Annotated in this window: 29 protein-coding genes; 28 read left to right on the top strand and 1 reads right to left on the bottom strand. The window is 62.1% G+C overall.

Features of this window, described 5'->3' with window-relative positions; translation table 11 throughout:
* The first annotated feature begins 18 nt into the window (after positions 1-18).
* From rplB to truA, 28 genes are all read left to right on the top strand, one after another.
* The gene (gene rplB / locus H7C86_RS16160) at positions 19-855 is read left to right on the top strand and encodes a 50S ribosomal protein L2 (protein ID WP_003940895.1); all 837 of its coding nucleotides are present in this window, start codon (positions 19-21) and stop codon (positions 853-855) included.
* A 13-nt stretch (positions 856-868) separates the two neighbouring features.
* On the top strand, positions 869-1,150 hold the full coding sequence (gene rpsS, locus H7C86_RS16155) for a 30S ribosomal protein S19 (protein ID WP_003940820.1): 282 nt from the start codon (positions 869-871) through the stop codon (positions 1,148-1,150).
* A complete protein-coding gene (gene rplV, locus H7C86_RS16150) occupies positions 1,147-1,551 on the top strand; it encodes a 50S ribosomal protein L22 (protein ID WP_003940717.1) in 405 nt (134 codons plus the stop codon). Before rpsS ends, rplV begins: the two co-directional genes overlap by 4 nt.
* On the top strand, positions 1,551-2,357 hold the full coding sequence (rpsC, locus tag H7C86_RS16145) for a 30S ribosomal protein S3 (RefSeq protein ID WP_003941003.1): 807 nt from the start codon (positions 1,551-1,553) through the stop codon (positions 2,355-2,357). Before rplV ends, rpsC begins: the two co-directional genes overlap by 1 nt.
* Positions 2,358-2,360: 3 nt before the next feature.
* Positions 2,361-2,777, top strand: coding sequence for a 50S ribosomal protein L16 (gene rplP / locus H7C86_RS16140; RefSeq protein WP_003940899.1), 417 nt, complete (start codon positions 2,361-2,363; stop codon positions 2,775-2,777).
* On the top strand, positions 2,777-3,013 hold the full coding sequence (gene rpmC, locus H7C86_RS16135) for a 50S ribosomal protein L29 (protein WP_003940734.1): 237 nt from the start codon (positions 2,777-2,779) through the stop codon (positions 3,011-3,013). Before rplP ends, rpmC begins: the two co-directional genes overlap by 1 nt.
* Entirely contained in the window at positions 3,010-3,291 is a 282-nt protein-coding gene (gene rpsQ / locus H7C86_RS16130) for a 30S ribosomal protein S17 (protein ID WP_003941020.1), read from the top strand. The genes rpmC and rpsQ overlap by 4 nt, the downstream gene beginning before the upstream one ends.
* Positions 3,292-3,648: 357 nt before the next feature.
* On the top strand, positions 3,649-4,017 hold the full coding sequence (rplN, locus tag H7C86_RS16125) for a 50S ribosomal protein L14 (protein ID WP_003940951.1): 369 nt from the start codon (positions 3,649-3,651) through the stop codon (positions 4,015-4,017).
* A complete protein-coding gene (gene rplX, locus H7C86_RS16120; protein WP_003941019.1) occupies positions 4,017-4,334 on the top strand; it encodes a 50S ribosomal protein L24 in 318 nt (105 codons plus the stop codon). Before rplN ends, rplX begins: the two co-directional genes overlap by 1 nt.
* Before the next feature lies 1 nt (position 4,335).
* Positions 4,336-4,902 carry a 50S ribosomal protein L5 gene (gene rplE / locus H7C86_RS16115; RefSeq protein ID WP_003940924.1) on the top strand — a complete coding sequence of 189 codons (567 nt, stop codon included), beginning with the start codon at positions 4,336-4,338 and terminating at the stop codon, positions 4,900-4,902.
* 4 nt (positions 4,903-4,906) lie between these two features.
* Positions 4,907-5,092 carry a type Z 30S ribosomal protein S14 gene (locus tag H7C86_RS16110; protein ID WP_003940698.1) on the top strand — a complete coding sequence of 62 codons (186 nt, stop codon included), beginning with the start codon at positions 4,907-4,909 and terminating at the stop codon, positions 5,090-5,092.
* A gap of 452 nt (positions 5,093-5,544) precedes the next feature.
* Positions 5,545-5,943, top strand: a complete 399-nt coding sequence (gene rpsH, locus H7C86_RS16105) for a 30S ribosomal protein S8 (protein ID WP_003940873.1) — start codon at positions 5,545-5,547, stop codon at positions 5,941-5,943.
* 14 nt (positions 5,944-5,957) lie between these two features.
* Positions 5,958-6,497, top strand: a complete 540-nt coding sequence (rplF, locus tag H7C86_RS16100) for a 50S ribosomal protein L6 (RefSeq protein WP_003940970.1) — start codon at positions 5,958-5,960, stop codon at positions 6,495-6,497.
* A gap of 1 nt (position 6,498) precedes the next feature.
* Positions 6,499-6,906 carry a 50S ribosomal protein L18 gene (gene rplR / locus H7C86_RS16095; RefSeq protein WP_003940996.1) on the top strand — a complete coding sequence of 136 codons (408 nt, stop codon included), beginning with the start codon at positions 6,499-6,501 and terminating at the stop codon, positions 6,904-6,906.
* 31 nt (positions 6,907-6,937) lie between these two features.
* On the top strand, positions 6,938-7,609 hold the full coding sequence (gene rpsE / locus H7C86_RS16090) for a 30S ribosomal protein S5 (RefSeq protein ID WP_003940718.1): 672 nt from the start codon (positions 6,938-6,940) through the stop codon (positions 7,607-7,609).
* The gene (rpmD, locus tag H7C86_RS16085; RefSeq protein ID WP_003940751.1) at positions 7,609-7,788 is read left to right on the top strand and encodes a 50S ribosomal protein L30; all 180 of its coding nucleotides are present in this window, start codon (positions 7,609-7,611) and stop codon (positions 7,786-7,788) included. The genes rpsE and rpmD overlap by 1 nt, the downstream gene beginning before the upstream one ends.
* 2 nt (positions 7,789-7,790) lie before the next feature.
* Positions 7,791-8,234: a 50S ribosomal protein L15 gene (gene rplO, locus H7C86_RS16080; RefSeq protein WP_019747555.1), complete on the top strand. Its 444-nt coding sequence runs from the start codon at positions 7,791-7,793 to the stop codon at positions 8,232-8,234.
* A gap of 257 nt (positions 8,235-8,491) precedes the next feature.
* Positions 8,492-9,811 carry a preprotein translocase subunit SecY gene (gene secY, locus H7C86_RS16075; RefSeq protein WP_182261818.1) on the top strand — a complete coding sequence of 440 codons (1,320 nt, stop codon included), beginning with the start codon at positions 8,492-8,494 and terminating at the stop codon, positions 9,809-9,811.
* On the top strand, positions 9,808-10,353 hold the full coding sequence (locus H7C86_RS16070) for an adenylate kinase (protein ID WP_003940868.1): 546 nt from the start codon (positions 9,808-9,810) through the stop codon (positions 10,351-10,353). The genes secY and H7C86_RS16070 overlap by 4 nt, the downstream gene beginning before the upstream one ends.
* Positions 10,353-11,150, top strand: coding sequence for a type I methionyl aminopeptidase (map, locus tag H7C86_RS16065; RefSeq protein WP_003940806.1), 798 nt, complete (start codon positions 10,353-10,355; stop codon positions 11,148-11,150). Before H7C86_RS16070 ends, map begins: the two co-directional genes overlap by 1 nt.
* A 313-nt stretch (positions 11,151-11,463) precedes the next feature.
* On the top strand, positions 11,464-11,685 hold the full coding sequence (gene infA / locus H7C86_RS16060; RefSeq protein WP_003418601.1) for a translation initiation factor IF-1: 222 nt from the start codon (positions 11,464-11,466) through the stop codon (positions 11,683-11,685).
* Between the two features lie 90 nt (positions 11,686-11,775).
* Positions 11,776-11,889: a 50S ribosomal protein L36 gene (rpmJ, locus tag H7C86_RS16055; protein ID WP_003938068.1), complete on the top strand. Its 114-nt coding sequence runs from the start codon at positions 11,776-11,778 to the stop codon at positions 11,887-11,889.
* A 250-nt stretch (positions 11,890-12,139) separates the two neighbouring features.
* Complete coding sequence (gene rpsM / locus H7C86_RS16050; protein ID WP_003940834.1) at positions 12,140-12,514, top strand: 30S ribosomal protein S13; 375 nt, start codon at positions 12,140-12,142, stop codon at positions 12,512-12,514.
* Complete coding sequence (gene rpsK, locus H7C86_RS16045) at positions 12,514-12,927, top strand: 30S ribosomal protein S11 (RefSeq protein WP_003940683.1); 414 nt, start codon at positions 12,514-12,516, stop codon at positions 12,925-12,927. The genes rpsM and rpsK overlap by 1 nt, the downstream gene beginning before the upstream one ends.
* A 22-nt stretch (positions 12,928-12,949) precedes the next feature.
* The gene (gene rpsD / locus H7C86_RS16040; protein WP_003940769.1) at positions 12,950-13,555 is read left to right on the top strand and encodes a 30S ribosomal protein S4; all 606 of its coding nucleotides are present in this window, start codon (positions 12,950-12,952) and stop codon (positions 13,553-13,555) included.
* 120 nt (positions 13,556-13,675) lie between these two features.
* On the top strand, positions 13,676-14,737 hold the full coding sequence (locus H7C86_RS16035; RefSeq protein WP_003941016.1) for a DNA-directed RNA polymerase subunit alpha: 1,062 nt from the start codon (positions 13,676-13,678) through the stop codon (positions 14,735-14,737).
* A 29-nt stretch (positions 14,738-14,766) separates the two neighbouring features.
* Entirely contained in the window at positions 14,767-15,324 is a 558-nt protein-coding gene (gene rplQ, locus H7C86_RS16030) for a 50S ribosomal protein L17 (RefSeq protein ID WP_020906897.1), read from the top strand.
* Between the two features lie 6 nt (positions 15,325-15,330).
* Complete coding sequence (gene truA / locus H7C86_RS16025) at positions 15,331-16,215, top strand: tRNA pseudouridine(38-40) synthase TruA (RefSeq protein WP_182261817.1); 885 nt, start codon at positions 15,331-15,333, stop codon at positions 16,213-16,215.
* 57 nt (positions 16,216-16,272) lie between these two features.
* Here the strand turns inward: truA and H7C86_RS16020 are convergent, their stop codons facing one another.
* Complete coding sequence (locus tag H7C86_RS16020; RefSeq protein WP_172933403.1) at positions 16,273-17,415, bottom strand: acyl-CoA dehydrogenase family protein; 1,143 nt, start codon at positions 17,413-17,415, stop codon at positions 16,273-16,275.
* Positions 17,416-17,462 lie beyond the last annotated feature (47 nt).

The raw sequence follows: 17,462 nt of genomic DNA, 5'->3' as shown, positions 1-17,462 counted from the left end.
TAGAGGACGAGAAGACTCATGGCAATCCGTAAGTACAAGCCGACAACACCGGGCCGTCGTGGCTCGAGCGTCTCGGACTTCGCCGAGATCACTCGGTCAACCCCCGAGAAGTCGCTGGTTCGCCCGCTGCACGGTCGCGGTGGACGTAACGCACACGGTCGTATCACCACCCGTCACAAGGGTGGCGGACACAAGCGTGCGTACCGACTGATCGATTTCCGTCGCAACGACAAGGACGGCATCCCGGCAAAGGTCGCTCACATCGAGTACGACCCCAACCGCACAGCAAACATCGCACTCCTGCATTACGCAGACGGTGAGAAGCGCTACATCATCGCCCCCAAGGGCCTGGTGCAGGGTTCACCGGTCGAGTCCGGTGCAGGCGCCGACATCAAGCCGGGCAACAACCTGCCGCTGCGCAACATTCCGACTGGTACCACCATCCACGGTGTGGAACTGCGTCCCGGCGGCGGAGCCAAGATGGCTCGTTCCGCAGGCGCCAGCATCCAGCTCCTCGGTAAGGAAGGCAGCTACGCCACGCTGCGTATGCCTTCCGGTGAAATCCGTCGCGTCGACGTGCGCTGCCGCGCATCCGTCGGCGAGGTCGGCAACGCCGAGCAGTCGAACATCAACTGGGGCAAGGCCGGCCGTATGCGTTGGAAGGGCAAGCGCCCGACCGTTCGTGGTGTCGTGATGAACCCGGTCGACCACCCGCACGGTGGCGGCGAGGGCAAGACCTCAGGTGGACGCCACCCGGTCAGCCCGTGGGGTAAGCCTGAAGGCCGTACCCGCAAGAACAAGGCAAGCGACAAGATGATCGTCCGTCGCCGCCGCACCGGCAAGAACAAGCGCTAGGAGGGAGTGAAGGATGCCACGCAGCCTTAAGAAGGGCCCGTTCGTCGATGACCACCTCCTCGCGAAGGTGGATGTACAGAACGAAAAGGGAACCAAGCAGGTCATCAAGACCTGGTCCCGTCGTTCGACAATCATCCCGGACTTCATCGGCCACACGTTTGCAGTTCACGACGGCCGCAAACACGTCCCCGTGTTCGTTTCCGACTCCATGGTCGGACACAAGCTCGGAGAGTTTGCACCGACCCGCACGTTCAAGGGTCACATCAAGGATGATCGGAAGGCGAAGAGGCGATGAGCAACACCGAAACCGCCAACCCGACTGCCAAGGCTGTAGCGAAGCACGTTCGCGTTACGCCGATGAAGGCACGTCGAGTTGTGGACCTGGTCCGCGGGCGCTCGGTTGAAGACGCCCTGAACATCCTGAAGTTCGCGCCGCAGGCAGCGAGCGAGCCGGTCGCCAAGGTGATCGCCTCCGCAGCAGCCAACGCCGAGAACAACCTCGACCTCGACCCCAGCACGCTTGTCGTTGCTACGGCGTTCGTGGACGAGGGCGCGACCCTCAAGCGGTTCCAGCCGCGTGCACAGGGACGTGCGTTCCGTATTCGCAAGCGCACCAGTCACATCACCGTGATCGTGGAGAGCCTGCCGAAGACCGGAACATCGACCCGTAATCGCCGGAAGGGAAGTGCTCAGTAGTGGGCCAGAAAATCAACCCGCACGGCTTCCGTCTCGGCATCACCACCGACTGGAAGTCTCGCTGGTACGCAGACAAGCAGTACGCGGAGTACGTCAAGGAAGACGTCGCGATCCGTAAGCTCCTCGCCACCGGCATGGAGCGCGCAGGAATCGCGAAGGTCGAAATCGAGCGCACCCGTGACCGTGTTCGCGTGGACATCCACACTGCACGTCCGGGCATCGTCATCGGCCGCCGCGGCGCCGAAGCCGATCGCATCCGCTCCGAGCTCGAGAAGCTGACCGGCAAGCAGGTTCAGCTGAACATCCTCGAGGTCAAGAACGCAGAAGCTGAAGCACAGCTCGTCGCACAGGGTGTGGCCGAGCAGCTCTCGAACCGCGTTGCCTTCCGTCGTGCAATGCGCAAGGCCATCCAGTCGGCCATGCGTCAGCCCAACGTCAAGGGAATCCGCGTTCAGTGCTCCGGTCGTCTCGGCGGCGCCGAGATGTCCCGGTCGGAGTTCTACCGCGAAGGCCGTGTGCCGCTGCACACGCTTCGTGCGGACATCGACTACGGCCTCTACGAGGCCAAGACCACCTTCGGTCGCATCGGCGTCAAGGTCTGGATCTACAAGGGCGACATCGTCGGTGGCAAGCGTGAGCTCGCCGCCAACACGGCCGCACCGGCCGGGGATCGCCCGCGTCGTGAGCGTCCGAGCCGTCCGCGTCGTTCCGGTGCCACCGGTACCACTGCGACCAGCACCGAGGCCGGCCGCGCAGCGACCGCAACCGCCGATGCTCCCGCAACTGAACAGAATCAGGAGGGCTGACGCATGTTGATCCCACGGCGGGTCAAGCACCGCAAGCAGCACCACCCGAGCCGTTCGGGTGCCGCCAAGGGCGGTACCCAGGTGACCTTCGGTGACTACGGCATCCAGGCTCTCGAGCCTGCCTACATCACCAACCGGCAGATCGAGTCCGCTCGTATCGCCATGACTCGGCACATCAAGCGTGGCGGCAAGATCTGGATCAACATCTTCCCGGATCGCCCCCTCACGAAGAAGCCGGCCGAAACCCGAATGGGTTCCGGTAAGGGTTCGCCCGAGTGGTGGATTGCCAACGTCAAGCCCGGACGCGTTCTGTTCGAGATGACATACCCCAACGAGGAGATTGCTCGTGAGGCCCTGCGCCGCGCGATGCACAAGCTCCCGTGCAAGTGCCGGATCGTGACCAGAGAGGAGCAGTTCTGATGGCTACTGGAACCCCAGCAGCAGAGCTCCGCGAGCTCAGTGAAGACGAGCTGGTCACCCGGCTCCGTGAGTCGAAGGAAGAGCTTTTCAACCTTCGTTTCCAGATGGCTACCGGCCAGATGGACAACAACCGACGACTGCGCACCGTTCGTCACGAGATCGCGCGCATCTACACCGTCCTGCGTGAGCGTGAGCTCGGACTCGCTGTGGGTCCGGATGCAGGTGACGCGGCATGAGTGAGGAAAAAGCAGTGAGCACAGAAGAGCGCGCGAGCCGTAAGGTCCGTGTCGGATACGTCGTGTCCGACAAGATGGAAAAGACGATCGTGGTCGAGCTCGAAGACCGCGTCAAGCACAAGCTCTACGGCAAGATCATCCGCCGTACGACCAAGGTGAAGGCGCACGACGAGAACGGCGTTGCCGGCGTCGGCGACCGCGTTCAGCTGATGGAAACCCGTCCGCTGTCCGCGACGAAGCACTGGCGTCTGGTCGAGGTCCTCGAAAAGGCCAAGTAAGCCTGATCGAATCCTCGAGCTGATCGAGTATCACCGAATGGCCCGCTTCCCCTTGGGGGAGTGGGCCATTCGGCTTTCCGGGGGCTTTCGGGGGGCTTTCGGGGCTTTCCGGGCGAAGGGCTCGAGTTGCGTCGAGTACGGCTGATTTGGTATTCGGTGAACCCTTCCCTACAATAGAACGGTTGCCTGTGGCAGAGGTGTGTCTTCACGTGCGCAGCTCGAACGGTGCTTGCAGTGATCGTCTCCCGACGTCAGTCGGTGGGACTGCAGCTCAGACACGACGCAGGTGGCAACAATGACCGCGCGCACCGGGTCGGTAATCCGTTGCGCACGAAATTCCAGGTCTAGGGAGATCAAGTGATTCAGCAGGAGTCGCGAGTTCGCGTCGCTGATAACACGGGTGCCAAGGAAATCCTTTGCATCCGCGTTCTCGGCGGTTCGTCACGTCGCTACGCCGGGATCGGTGACGTCATCGTCGCCACCGTCAAGGACGCAATCCCCGGTGGAAACATCAAGAAGGGTGAGGTCGTCAAGGCCGTCATCGTTCGCACGACCAAGGAGCGCCGTCGTCCGGACGGTTCCTACATCAAGTTCGACGAGAACGCTGCAGTGCTCATCAAGGCTGACAGTGATCCCCGTGGAACCCGCATCTTCGGACCCGTCGGCCGTGAGCTGCGCGAGAAGAAGTTCATGAAGATCGTTTCGCTTGCCCCGGAGGTGCTGTGATGAAGGTGCACAAGGGTGACACCGTTCTGGTCATCGCCGGCAAGGACAAGGGCGCGAAGGGCAAGGTCATTCAGGCCTACCCCGCGACCGACAAGGTCCTCGTCGAAGGCGTGAACCGAATCAAGAAGCACACCGCGGTTTCCGCGAACGAGCGCGGAGCATCCTCCGGCGGCATCGTCACGCAGGAAGCCCCGATCCACGTTTCCAACGTTGCAGTCGTCGACTCGGACGGAAACCCCACCCGCGTGGGCTACCGCACCGACGAAGAGTCCGGCAAGCGCGTTCGGATTTCCCGGAAGAACGGGAAGGACATCTGACATGACCTCCACCGAAAACAAGGTCCAGCCGCGCCTCAAGGCACGCTACCGCGCTGAGATCAAGGACGCGCTCAACAGCGAGTTCGACTACTCGAACGTCATGCAGATCCCCGGCGTCGTCAAGGTTGTCGTCAACATGGGCGTCGGCGACGCTGCCCGTGACGCCAAGCTGATCAACGGCGCTGTCCATGACCTGTCGCTGATCACGGGCCAGAAGCCCGAGATCCGCAAGGCACGTAAGTCCATCGCGCAGTTCAAGCTCCGCGAAGGTATGCCCATCGGCGCACGCGTCACCCTCCGTGGCGACCGCATGTGGGAGTTCCTGGACCGCCTCGTGTCTGTCGCTCTGCCCCGTATCCGCGACTTCCGCGGTCTCTCGGGCAACCAGTTCGACGGCAACGGCAACTACACGTTCGGCCTCAACGAGCAGTCGATGTTCCACGAGATCGACGTGGACAAGATCGATCGCCCCCGCGGTATGGACATCACCGTCGTGACCACCGCAACCAACAACGAAGAAGGCCGTGCACTGCTCAAGCACCTCGGCTTCCCGTTCAAGGAGAACTGAGCGCATGGCTAAGAAGGCATTGGTCAACAAGGCCAACAAGAAGCCCAAGTTCGCGGTTCGCGCCTACACCCGCTGCCAGCGGTGCGGTCGCCCGCACTCGGTGTTCCGCAAGTTCGGCTTGTGCCGTATCTGCGTTCGCGAGATGGCTCACGCCGGCGAGCTTCCCGGAGTTCGCAAGAGCTCTTGGTGATCTGAGGCCCTCGGGCTTCGTCACACCACGCATGTGAATGGACGTGGGTTCCTTTGGAACCCACGTCCATTCGTGGTTTCCATCGAGTTGTGTATCGCGCCGATCCTGAAAAGAACTGTCCCGCTGCGACTCTGGTTGAAAGCAGTCATCGTTCGTCGATGTCGTTCTTCGGTCCCGAACGAACAGTTCAGATTTCGGGGTGCGTCGATACCTTCCCGATCGGCGACCTTCGGGTGGCGGTGGGGGAGCTGACGTGGCATCCCGGTGGACACCTGCGCCAAAGTTCCCTACACTAGAGCGGTTGCCGTGGCTGACGCATGCGTTCAGCTCGGTGCGGTAACTTACGCCGTCTGACACAAGTCGGACGGCCCAGCCGAATTGCTGGAGGCCCACGATCGGATTCGTCCGGTGTTGCATGGGAACCACAGCGAGAAAGGTGTCGAGGTCGACCTATGACCATGACTGACCCCATCGCAGACTTCTTGACGCGTCTGCGCAACGCCAACACGGCGTACCACGATGAGGTGAAGCTTCCCCACTCGAAGATCAAGGCGAACATCGCCGAGATCCTCAAGCGCGAGGGCTACATCTCCGATTTCCGTACCGAAGACGCAGAGGTCGGCAAGACCCTCATCGTCGATCTGAAGTACGGTCCCAGCCGCGAGCGTAGCCTCGCCGGCGTGCGTCGCGTTTCCAAGCCCGGTCTCCGGGTTTACGCGAAGTCCACCAACCTGCCCAAGGTCCTCGGAGGCCTCGGCGTGGCCATCATCTCCACGTCGTCCGGTCTGCTCACCGATCGCCAGGCGGCCAATCAAGGAGTAGGCGGGGAAGTCCTCGCCTACGTCTGGTAAGGGAGGCCACCACAATGTCGCGTATTGGAAAGATTCCGGTCACCGTCCCCGCGGGCGTTGACGTCACGATCAGCGGCCAGGATGTCACCGTCAAGGGTCCCAAGGGCACCCTCGCGCTGACCATCTCCGAGCCCATCGCAATCGAAAAGGCAGAGGACGGCTCGCTGAGCGTCACGCGCCCCGACGACGAGCGTCGTAGCCGCGCGCTGCACGGTCTGTCGCGGACCCTGGTTGCGAACATCATCACCGGTGTCACCGAGGGTTACACGAAGAAGATGGAGATCCACGGTGTTGGTTACCGTGTGGCACTGAAGGGCAAGGACCTCGAGTTCGCGCTCGGCTTCAGCCACCCGGTGCCGATCGAGGCTCCTGAAGGCATCACCTTCGTCGTCGAGTCGCCCACCCGGTTCTCGGTGTCCGGCATCGACAAGCAGAAGGTCGGGCAGATCTCGGCCAACATCCGTCGTCTCCGTCGTCCGGACCCGTACAAGGGTAAGGGCGTGCGTTACGAGGGTGAGCAGATCCGCCGCAAGGTCGGAAAGACGGGTAAGTGATATGAGCCAGACTGCAAACCAGAAAGCCAAGCGGATTCCGCTGGGCAAGGATGCGTCCACCAAGCGTCGTCTCTCGAAGACGCGTCGTCACTTCCGTCTCCGCAAGAAGGTCTCCGGCACGCCCGAGCGTCCCCGCTTGGTCGTCAACCGGTCCTCGCGCCACATCCACGTCCAGCTCGTGGACGACTTGGCCGGCCACACCCTGGCCTCCGCGTCGACCATCGAAGCAGACGTGCGCGTGGCAGAAGGCGACAAGAAGGCTGCGAGCGCGAAGGTCGGTCAGCTGATCGCCGAGCGCGCCAAGGCTGCCGGCGTGGAAGCAGTTGTCTTCGACCACGGCGGACACGGCTACCACGGTCGCATCGCGGCCCTGGCAGACGCGGCTCGCGAAGGCGGGTTGAAGTTCTGATGACCAACATTTTCAACGGAAGGACAGCCTGATGCCGGGACGTCAAAGGCGTGACGGCGGAAGCGGACCCGCCGGACAGAATGGCCCCAACAGCGGTGACAACAGCAACGCTCGTGGGGACAACCGTGGTGGCGGCCGTGACCGTCGCGACGGTGGCCGTGGCGGAAACGCTGCGGAGAAGTCACAGTTCATCGAGCGCGTTGTCACGATCAACCGCGTTTCCAAGGTCGTCAAGGGTGGTCGTCGCTTCAGCTTCACCGCTCTGGTGATCGTCGGAGACGGCAACGGACTGGTCGGCGTCGGCTACGGAAAGGCCAAGGAAGTTCCCGCGGCCATCCAGAAGGGTGTCGAGGAGGCTCGCAAGAGCTTCTTCCGTGTCCCGATGATCGCCAACACCATCACTCACCCCGTTCAGGGTGAGGCTGCTGCCGGCATCGTCATGCTTCGCCCGGCAAGCCCCGGTACCGGTGTTATCGCCGGTGGCGCTGTGCGCGCCGTGCTGGAGTGCGCTGGTATCGCGGACATCCTGTCGAAGTCGCTCGGTAGCGACAACGCCATCAACGTCGTGCATGCGACCGTTGCTGCGCTCAAGGGTCTGCAGCGTCCCGAGGAAGTTGCGGCTCGCCGCGGCCTCACCCTCGAAGAGGTTGCACCCGCCGGCATGCTTCGCGCTCGCGCACAGGCTGCTGGGAGTGTGAAGTAATGGCAGATCTCAAGGTCACTCAGATCAAGAGCATCATCGGGACCAAGCAGAACCAGAAGGATTCTCTGCGCACGCTCGGTCTCAAGGGCATCCGTCAGACCGTTGTTCGTGAGGACAACGCACAGAACCGCGGTCTGATCAACGTGGTGCGCCACCTCGTAACAGTTGAGGAGGTCTAACCATGACCATCAAACTGCACCACCTGCGCCCCGCTCCGGGATCCAAGTCCAACAAGATTCGTGTTGGACGCGGTGAGGGCGGCAAGCGTGGTAAGACCGCAGGTCGCGGTACCAAGGGCACCAAGGCACGTAACACCGTGCGCGTGGGCTTCGAGGGTGGACAGATGCCGCTTCACATGCGTCTGCCCAAGCTCAAGGGCTTCACGAACCCGTTCCGCACCGAGTACCAGGTCGTCAATGTCGGCGACATCGCCCGTCTGTTCCCCGAAGGTGGAGCAATCACGGTCGAGGATCTCGTTGCCAAGGGCGCAGTCCGCAAGAACCAGCTCGTCAAGGTTCTGGGCGACGGCGAACTGACAGTTGCCGTTCAGGTGACCGTCGACAAGTTCACCGGTTCCGCCAAGGAAAAGATTGCTGCTGCCGGTGGTTCCGCCACCGAGCTGTGAGTAATCACGCGTAGCTAGTCCGATGGCCGCAGCGCAGCGTTTGCTGCGCTGCGGCCATCGGCGTCTACCAGGTCTTGTCACAGATTGGTCGTGCATGCCTCGGATGGGCCAGTATTCTGGTCACCGAGTGGCAAATGTATCTTCGGCTTACCCGGTTTTCGTGGTCTGCCCGCTTAGTTCCCAAATGCTCACTGTTAGAGTTCAAAAGTTCGACAGGTCAAACGATCTGTCTCCCTACCGTCGTGCCAGGAGGATCTTTGCTTTCCGCCTTCGTCTCGGCCCTCAGGACCCCAGACCTGAGGCGGAAGATCCTCTTCACCCTCGGCTTGGTGGCTCTGTATCGGGTCGGCGCTCTCATTCCGTCCCCAGGTGTCGACTACGGCCGCGTGCGTCAGTGCATCGATATCGCCAACTCCGGTGACTCAGCAGGTATCTACTCGCTGATCAACCTGTTCTCCGGTGGCGCTCTGCTGCAGATGTCGATCTTTGCGATCGGCATCATGCCGTACATCACGGCAAGCATCATCGTGCAGCTGCTGACCGTGGTGATCCCGAAGTTCGAGGAACTTCGAAAAGAAGGCCAGTCCGGTCAGGCCAAGATGACGCAGTACACGCGATACCTGTCCATCGCTCTGGCAATCTTGCAGTCGACCGGCATCGTCGCTCTTGCGGCACGCGGACAGTTGCTCCAGGGCTGTGACGACATCATCGCCGACAAGTCGATCTTCGGTCTTGCCATCATCGTGCTGGTCATGACTGCCGGTGCTGCCATGGTCATGTGGTTCGGCGAGGTCATCACCGAACGCGGCGCCGGCAACGGTATGTCGCTCCTCATCTTCGCCGGTATCGCATCGCGTATCCCGAGCGAGGGCAAGTCGATTCTCGACAGCCGCGGTCCACTGGTCTTCGCCTTCGTCTGCCTCGCAGCGCTGTTGATCATCGCCGGTGTCGTCTTCGTCGAGCAGGGTCAGCGCCGGATCCCGGTTCAGTACGCAAAGCGGATGGTCGGACGCAAGATGTACGGCGGATCCTCGACGTACCTGCCTCTGAAGGTGAACCAGGCCGGCGTCATCCCGGTGATCTTCGCGTCTTCACTGCTGTACCTCCCGAACTTGATCGCACAGCTGACTTCGGCCAGTACAGCGGTCGACCCCAGTTGGTGGCAGCGCCTCATCAACACCTACCTGGTGAACCCGGCCAACCCGGTGTACATCGCGATCTACTTCGGCCTGATCGTCTTCTTCACGTACTTCTACGTCGCCATCACCTTCAATCCCGAAGAGCGCGCCGACGAGATGAAGAAGTTCGGCGGCTTCATCCCCGGTATCCGACCAGGTCAGCCGACCGCGGACTACCTCAACTACGTGCTGAGTCGCATCACCCTTCCGGGTGCGATTTACCTCGGCACCATTGCTGTTCTGCCCAACCTGTTCCTCGACATCGGGAATGGCGGCGGCGCGCAGAACCTGCCGTTCGGTGGCACCGCGGTGCTGATCATGGTCAGCGTCGGCCTGGACACCGTGAAGCAGATCGAGAGTCAGCTAATGCAGCGTAACTATGAAGGGTTCCTCAAGTGAGACTTGTCCTCCTTGGTCCTCCCGGTGCCGGCAAGGGCACCCAGGCCGCTATCTTGTCCGAGAAGTTCGGCGTTCCCCATATCTCCACGGGTGATCTCTTCCGCGCGAACATCGGTCAGGCCACCGCTCTCGGTGTGGAAGCAAAGAAGTACATCGACGCCGGCGAACTCGTACCGAGTTCGATCACCAACGACATGGTGAAGGCTCGCGTCGCAGAACCGGACGCAGCAAACGGTTTCCTTCTCGACGGATTTCCGCGCTCGGTCGAACAGGCTCAGGCACTCGAGGGAATCTTGAAGGATCTCGACACCAAGCTCGACGGTGTCCTCTCTTTTGTTGTCGACGAGGACATCGTGGTCGAGCGCATGCTCGCCCGCGGTCGTGCAGACGACACCGAGGACGTCATTCGCAACCGACTCCGGGTCTACCGCGACGAGACGTCACCGCTGTTCGATTACTACAAGGACAGCATCGTCTCCGTCGACGCGATCGGCGAGGTCGAAGAGGTCAACGCACGCGCCCTGGCAGCGTTGGGTAAGTAATGGTCTTCGGGCGTAAACGCAAGGTTGTTCCGTTCCGCTCCGCGGGCGAACTCGACGCGATGGCTGCTGCCGGTGCGATCGTGGGTTCGGCGCTGGTGGCGGTGCGCGCTGCGGCAAAGCCCGGTGTCAGCACTTTGGAATTGAACGCGGTCGCAGAATCGGTCATTCGTGACGCCGGCGCCGTGCCCTCGTTCCTCGGGTACCACGGCTTCACCGGTTCGATCTGCTCTTCGGTCAACGATCGCGTCGTTCACGGGATCCCTTCAGCTCAGGACATCCTGGCTGAAGGCGACCTCGTTTCCATCGACTGTGGCGCGATCCTCGACGGTTGGCACGGTGACTCTGCCTGGACGTTCGGAGTCGGTGAGATCAGCGTCGCCGATCAGGAACTCAGCGAAGCCACTCGGCTTTCGATGGAAGCCGGGATCGCGGCGATGATCGCCGGTAACCGTCTGACGGATGTTTCGCACGCGATCGAGGTCGGTACTCATGCCGCCGAGAAGTTGCACGGTCGTTCCTACGGCATCGTCGACGGATACGGTGGACACGGAATCGGTCGGGAAATGCACATGGATCCGTTCCTCGCCAATGAAGGTGCCCCGGGTAAGGGTCCTGAACTGGTTGTCGGATCGTGCCTCGCGATCGAGCCGATGCTCACGCTCGGCACCACCGACACGGTGATTCTCGACGACGACTGGACCGTTGTGACGACCGACGGGTCCCGTGCGGCGCACTGGGAACACACTGTCGCTGTGACCGAGGACGGTCCGCGGATTCTGACACTCCGGCCGGAGTAGTTGACGCCGTTGCTGACAAGTGTTGGCAGCGAGCATGATTCACGTTCGAGAAGTCCCAGCCTCATGTCGAGGCTGGGACTTTTTCGATGGGGGAGCGGTGTGCGTCGTCACCCTGACCGGAGGCGCATTTGGCCTGGTCGTTTACATCGCGTAACATGGCTAGGCGGTGCGCTATGCGCGTCGATAGTTCGTGTGCCTACGCCCGGATCGCTCCGGGATCGGGCCCCCGAAGTGCCGACGATCTTTCCATTGCGTGCCAATGTAACGGAAGCCGATGCACGAAGCATGCCAAACCAAACGGATCGCGGAGGATATGGCTAAGAAAGACGGGGCCATCGAGGTCGAAGGACGAGTAGTCGAGCCGCTGCCCAATGCGATGTTCCGCATTGAGCTCGAGAATGGCCACAAGGTCCTCGCCCACATCAGCGGAAAGATGCGTCAGCACTACATTCGCATCCTCCCGGAAGATCGCGTTGTCGTGGAGCTCTCGCCCTACGATTTGTCGCGCGGACGCATCGTTTACCGCTACAAGTAACGAACTTCCCGGACCTGACCTGGGTCAGGGAGAAGTATGTCTGCCGCGGTTCATCGCGGCGGGCTGCGACAAAACAGGAGATCAGAAGACGTGAAGGTTCAGCCGAGCGTCAAGAAGATCTGCGAGAAGTGCAAAGTGATTCGCCGTAACGGTCGAGTCATGGTGATCTGCGAGAACCTGCGTCACAAGCAGCGTCAGGGCTAGATCTAGCTTTTCGAAGATCTGCTTGGCAACAAGCAAAGAAGACCTCCCAGTACCAGCCATTGTTGACGAGACCCCACGCGATCGTTCACCGATCGCCAAGGTCGGACAATGGTTCACCCCCGGCACGGAGGCCGGGGCCCCACTGAGTTAGTTGATGAGATCATCTGCGCCTTCGGGCGTCGGTACTCGGCAAGAGGCACAGGGGAAGGGCTGGGAGCAGACCTCCGCACACCGATAAGGAAATGCCACCATGGCACGTCTCTCTGGTGTTGATCTTCCTCGCGAAAAGCGTATGGAGATCGCACTGACATACATCTACGGCATCGGCCGTACCCGCTCCAAGGAAATCCTTGACGCCACCGGCGTCAGCCCGGATCTCCGGAGCAAGGACCTCTCGGACGAGGACCTGGCAAAGCTCCGCGAGTACATCGAGGAGTCGCTCAAGGTCGAGGGTGACCTTCGCCGCGAGGTTCAGGCCGACATCCGTCGCAAGATCGAGATCGGCTGCTACCAGGGCCTGCGCCACCGTCGTGGTCTGCCCGTGCGTGGTCAGCGCACCAAGACCAACGCCCGTACCCGTAAGGGTCCGAAGCGCACCATTGCCGGCAAGAAGAAGGCGAAGTAATGCCCCCGAAGTCACGTAGCACCGGTCCGAAGAAGACCCAGAAGACGCGTCGCAGGGATAAGAAGAACATCCCGCACGGCGCCGCTCACATCAAGAGCACCTTCAACAACACCATCGTGTCCATCACGGACCCCGCCGGAAATGTCATTTCCTGGGCGTCTTCGGGACACGTCGGCTTCAAGGGTTCGCGTAAGTCGACTCCCTTCGCCGCTCAGCTTGCTGCTGAGAGCGCTGCCCGTAAGGCGCAGGAGCACGGTGTCAAGAAGGTTGACGTCTTCGTCAAGGGACCGGGATCCGGTCGCGAGACCGCAATCCGTTCCCTCCAGGCTGCTGGCCTCGAGGTCGGCACCATTTCCGATGTAACCCCCCAGCCGCACAACGGCTGCCGTCCGCCCAAGCGGCGTCGGGTATAGCGGGAAGGATAGGTAGAAGAAAATGGCACGTTATACCGGACCCATCACCCGCAAGTCGCGTCGTCTGCGCGTCGACCTCGTTGGAGGCGACCAGGCATTCGAGCGCCGCCCGTACCCGCCCGGACAGCACGGCCGCGCGCGTATCAAGGAGAGCGAGTACCTGCTCCAGCTGCAGGAGAAGCAGAAGGCTCGCTTCACCTACGGCGTCATGGAGAAGCAGTTCCGCCTGTACTACAAGGAGGCGAACAACCGCCCCGGCAAGACCGGCGAGAACCTGCTTCGCATCCTCGAGTCGCGTCTCGACAACGTCGTGTACCGCGCAGGCCTCGCTCGCACGCGCCGTCAGGCACGTCAGCTGGTCACGCACGGTCACCTTCTCGTGAACAACAAGAAGGTCGACATCCCGAGCTACCGCGTCTCGCAGTACGACATCATCGATGTCAAGGAGAAGTCGCTCTCCACGCTTCCGTTCCAGGTTGCGCGTGAGACCGTCGGCGATCGCCCGGTTCCCGGGTGGCTGCAGGTTGTCGGCTCGCGTCTGCGGATCCTGGTTCACCAGCTTCCCGAGCGCGCGCAGATCGACATCGCTCTGCAGGAACAGCTCATCGTCGAGTACTACTCGAAGTAAGGCGCTTCGCACCCCGTGAGTGGTTGAGGAGTCTCCGGACTCCTCAACCACTCACAGGGCCGCAGGCCCTTTCCCATCGTGGGCGTCAAATAGTGGACGTCCGTACAGGAGGAAATACCAATGCTCATTTCTCAGCGACCCACGCTGACCGAAGAGGTCATCGCTGATAACCGCTCGAAGTTCGTCATCGAGCCCCTGGAGCCAGGTTTCGGGTACACGCTCGGCAATTCGCTGCGCCGCACGCTGCTCTCGTCGATCCCCGGCGCTGCTGTCACCAGCATCCGTATCGACGGCGTTCTCCACGAGTTCACCACCGTCCCGGGAGTGAAGGAAGATGTCACCGACATCATCCTGAACCTCAAGGGCCTCGTCGTGAACTCCGAAGAGGACGAGCCGGTCACCATGTACGTCCGCAAGCAGGGCCCCGGCGCTGTTACTGCAGGCGACATCGTGCCCCCGGCAGGCGTCACCGTGAACAACCCTGATCTGCACATCGCCACCCTGAACGACAAGGGAAAGCTGGAGATCGAGCTCGTTGTCGAGCGCGGTCGTGGCTACGTCCCCGCCGTCCAGAACAAGGCGTCCGGCGCAGAGATCGGCCGTATCCCGGTCGACTCGATCTACTCGCCGGTGCTCAAGGTCACCTACAAGGTGGAGGCCACTCGCGTCGAACAGCGCACCGACTTCGATCGGCTCGTTCTCGACGTGGAAACGAAGAACTCCATCACCGCACGGGACGCGCTCGCTTCGGCGGGCAAGACCCTGGTTGAGCTCTTCGGCCTGGCCCGTGAGCTGAACGTCGAAGCAGAAGGAATCGAGATCGGACCCTCGCCCGCCGAGGCCGATCACATCGCTTCCTTCGGACTCCCCATCGAGGATCTGGACCTCACGGTCCGCTCCTACAACTGCCTCAAGCGCGAAGGTGTTCACACCGTCGGTGAGCTTGTCGGCCGTACCGAGTCCGATCTGCTCGACATCCGCAACTTCGGACAGAAGTCCATCGACGAGGTCAAGGTCAAGCTGCATTCGCTCGGCCTGTCCCTCAAGGACAGCCCCGCATCCTTCGATCCCACCACCGTTGCCGGCTACGACGCCGCCACCGGAACGTGGAGTGACACTGATGCCGGTTCCTTCGGCGATGCCGAAGGTACCGAGGACTACGCCGAGACCGAACAGCTGTAGCAGCTCAGGTCCTTTACTAGGAGATCATCATGCCCAAGCCCAAGAAGGGTGCCCGCTTCGGCGGGTCGGCTTCCCACCAGAAGGCGATTTTCGCCAATCTGGCTACCGCGCTCTTCGAGCACGGTCGCATCACCACCACCGAGTCCAAGGCCAAGGCACTGCGCCCCTACGCCGAGAAGCTCGTCACGCACGCGAAGGCCGGCACGCTGGCTCACCGTCGTGAGGTGCTGAAGGTCATCCGCAACAAGGATGTCGTTCACACCCTGTTCGCCGAGATCGGCCCGTTCTACGCGGACCGTAACGGTGGATACACCCGCATCATCAAGACGATCCCCCGCAAGGGCGACAACGCTCCGATGGCAATCATCGAGCTCGTCAAGGAAAAGACCGTCACCTCCGAGGCTGACCGCGCTCGTCGCGTCAAGTCCTCGCAGGAAGCTCCCGCCGCAGAGAACGTCGTCGAGGCCGTAGAGGCCGACGCGACCGAGGCTGAGGTCGAGAACGCTGACGCAGTCGTCGAGGCTATCGAGGACGAGACCGCAACTGCGGCCGACGCTCCCGAGGCCGAAGAGGCCAAGAAGGACTAGTCTCCCTTGGTTTCGGCACACGCTGAATCGAACGAGCCCGCCGCCCCCATCGGGGACGGCGGGCTCGTTCGATTGCGGCTGGACATCTCCTACGACGGCACCGACTTCTCGGGCTGGGCCCGTCAAACCGATCTGCGCACCGTGTGCGGTCAGATCGAAGACAAGTTGGGAACGGTACTACGGCAACCGGTTCAGCTGACTGTTGCCGGTCGAACCGACGCCGGTGTCCACGCCACCGGACAGGTAGCGCACGTGGACGTCCCGGGCGAGTTGCTCCCCGACGATCCGTCGCGACTCGTGCGCAGACTTGCACGCTTCCTGCCCAAGGACGTTCGGGTCAAACAGATCTCGGTGGTTCCGGGTGACTTCGACGCACGCTTCTCGGCGATGCGACGCTACTACGAGTATCGGGTGACCAACGCGGCATTCGGAGCGGAACCCCTACGCGCGCGCGATACGGTGTCGTACCCCAAACCACTCGATCTCACAGCGATGCAAGACGCGTCGAATCGGCTTCTGGGCCTGCACAACTTCGCGGCATTCTGCAAGCGTCGAGAAGGCGCTACGACGGTGCGGGAGCTGCAACGCTTCGACTGGGCGCAGGAGGGCACGGTGTTCACGGCGTACGTGAATGCCGATGCGTTCTGCTGGTCGATGGTCCGGAGTCTTGTCGGGGCAGTCCTCTCAGTCGGTGAGGGACGCCGCACCGCCGACTGGGTGGCAGGTTTGCTCGACGAAACGTCGCGGTCGAGTTCGATCCTCGTTGCGCCGGCGCACGGACTTTCGTTGGTTCGCGTGGACTACCCCGACTACTCGGAACTGGCTGCCCGCAACGCGATTACCCGTGAAACCCGCGAGATTCCGTCTTCGGGCGGGTGCTGCGGGGACTGACCGCCTTGATACAAAATGCCCTCCCACTCTGCGTGGGAGGGCATTTCATGTAGACGACTATCCCGCCAGTTGACGCGCGATGACCAGACGCTGAATCTGATTGGTGCCCTCGAAGATCTGCGTGATCTTGGCCTCGCGCATGTAGCGCTCGACGGGGAAGTCCTGGGTGTAGCCATACCCGCCGAACACTTGAACGGCGTCGGTGGTGACCTTCATTGCTGCGTCGGTGGCAACGAGCTTGGCGACGCTGGCGTTGCGCGAGTACGGAACTCCGGCGTCGCGGCGGCGGGCTGCATCGAGGTATGTGGCTCGAGCGGAGTCAACTGCGGCCGCCATGTCCGCGAGCACGAATCCGAGGCCCTGGTGATCGATGATCCGCTTGCCGAATGCCTTGCGCTCCTTCGCGTAGGCGACCGCGTCGTCGAGCGCGCCCTGAGCGATTCCGACGGCAACAGCAGCGATTCCGAGTCGGCCGGAGTCGAGCGCGCTGAAGGCGATCGGCAATCCCTGGCCGCGCTGACCGATCAACCGCTCGTCAGGGACGAAGGCGTCGTCGTAATTCGCGGATGCAGTGGGGACCGCGCGCAGTCCCATCTTCTCCTCGGGCTTGCCGAAGCTGAGGCCTTCGGTGTCCTTGTCCACCAGGAGGCAGGAGATGCCGCGAGAGCCGTCGTCACTGGTGCGGGCGAAGAGGTTGTAGAAGTCTGCCTTGCCGCCGTTGGTGATCCAGGCCTTCGAGCCGTTGATGCGATAGCCACCGTCGGTGGCCGTCGCCTTGCACGACAATGCGGCGGCGTCGGATCCGGCCTGCGCTTCGGAAAGACTGTACGCGCCGATGGTGTTGCCGCCCAGCATGTCCGGCAGCCAGCGGGTCTTCTGTTCGTCGGTGCCGAAGGTGAACAGTGGGAAGCACGAGAGGCTGTGTACGCTCACCGCCACTGCAACCGCTGCCCAGCGCGAGGCGATCTCTTCGAGGACTTGGAGGTACACCTCGTACGGCTGATCGCCGCCACCGAATTCCTCGGGATACGGAAGGCTCAGCAGGCCTGCCTGTCCGAGTGCGGGGAACACGCCTTCGGGATACTTCTCGGCCTTCTCGTATTCGTTGACCTTGGGCGCGAGTACCTTGTCCGCGACATCACGCGTCAGTTCGATGAGATCGCGAGCTTCTTGGCTGGGCATCAGGCGTTCGACGGGCACGGTCGGCTCCTAGCTAGGTAGTAGTACTGAGAACGATACTGCAGTAC

Origin of the sequence: Rhodococcus sp. UFZ-B548 (assembly GCF_903819475.1) — a bacterium.
Lineage (GTDB): Bacteria > Actinomycetota > Actinomycetes > Mycobacteriales > Mycobacteriaceae > Rhodococcus_F > Rhodococcus_F erythropolis.
The sequence above is the reverse complement of the archived record's forward strand: the minus strand, read 5'-3'. Positions and strand labels throughout refer to the sequence as shown.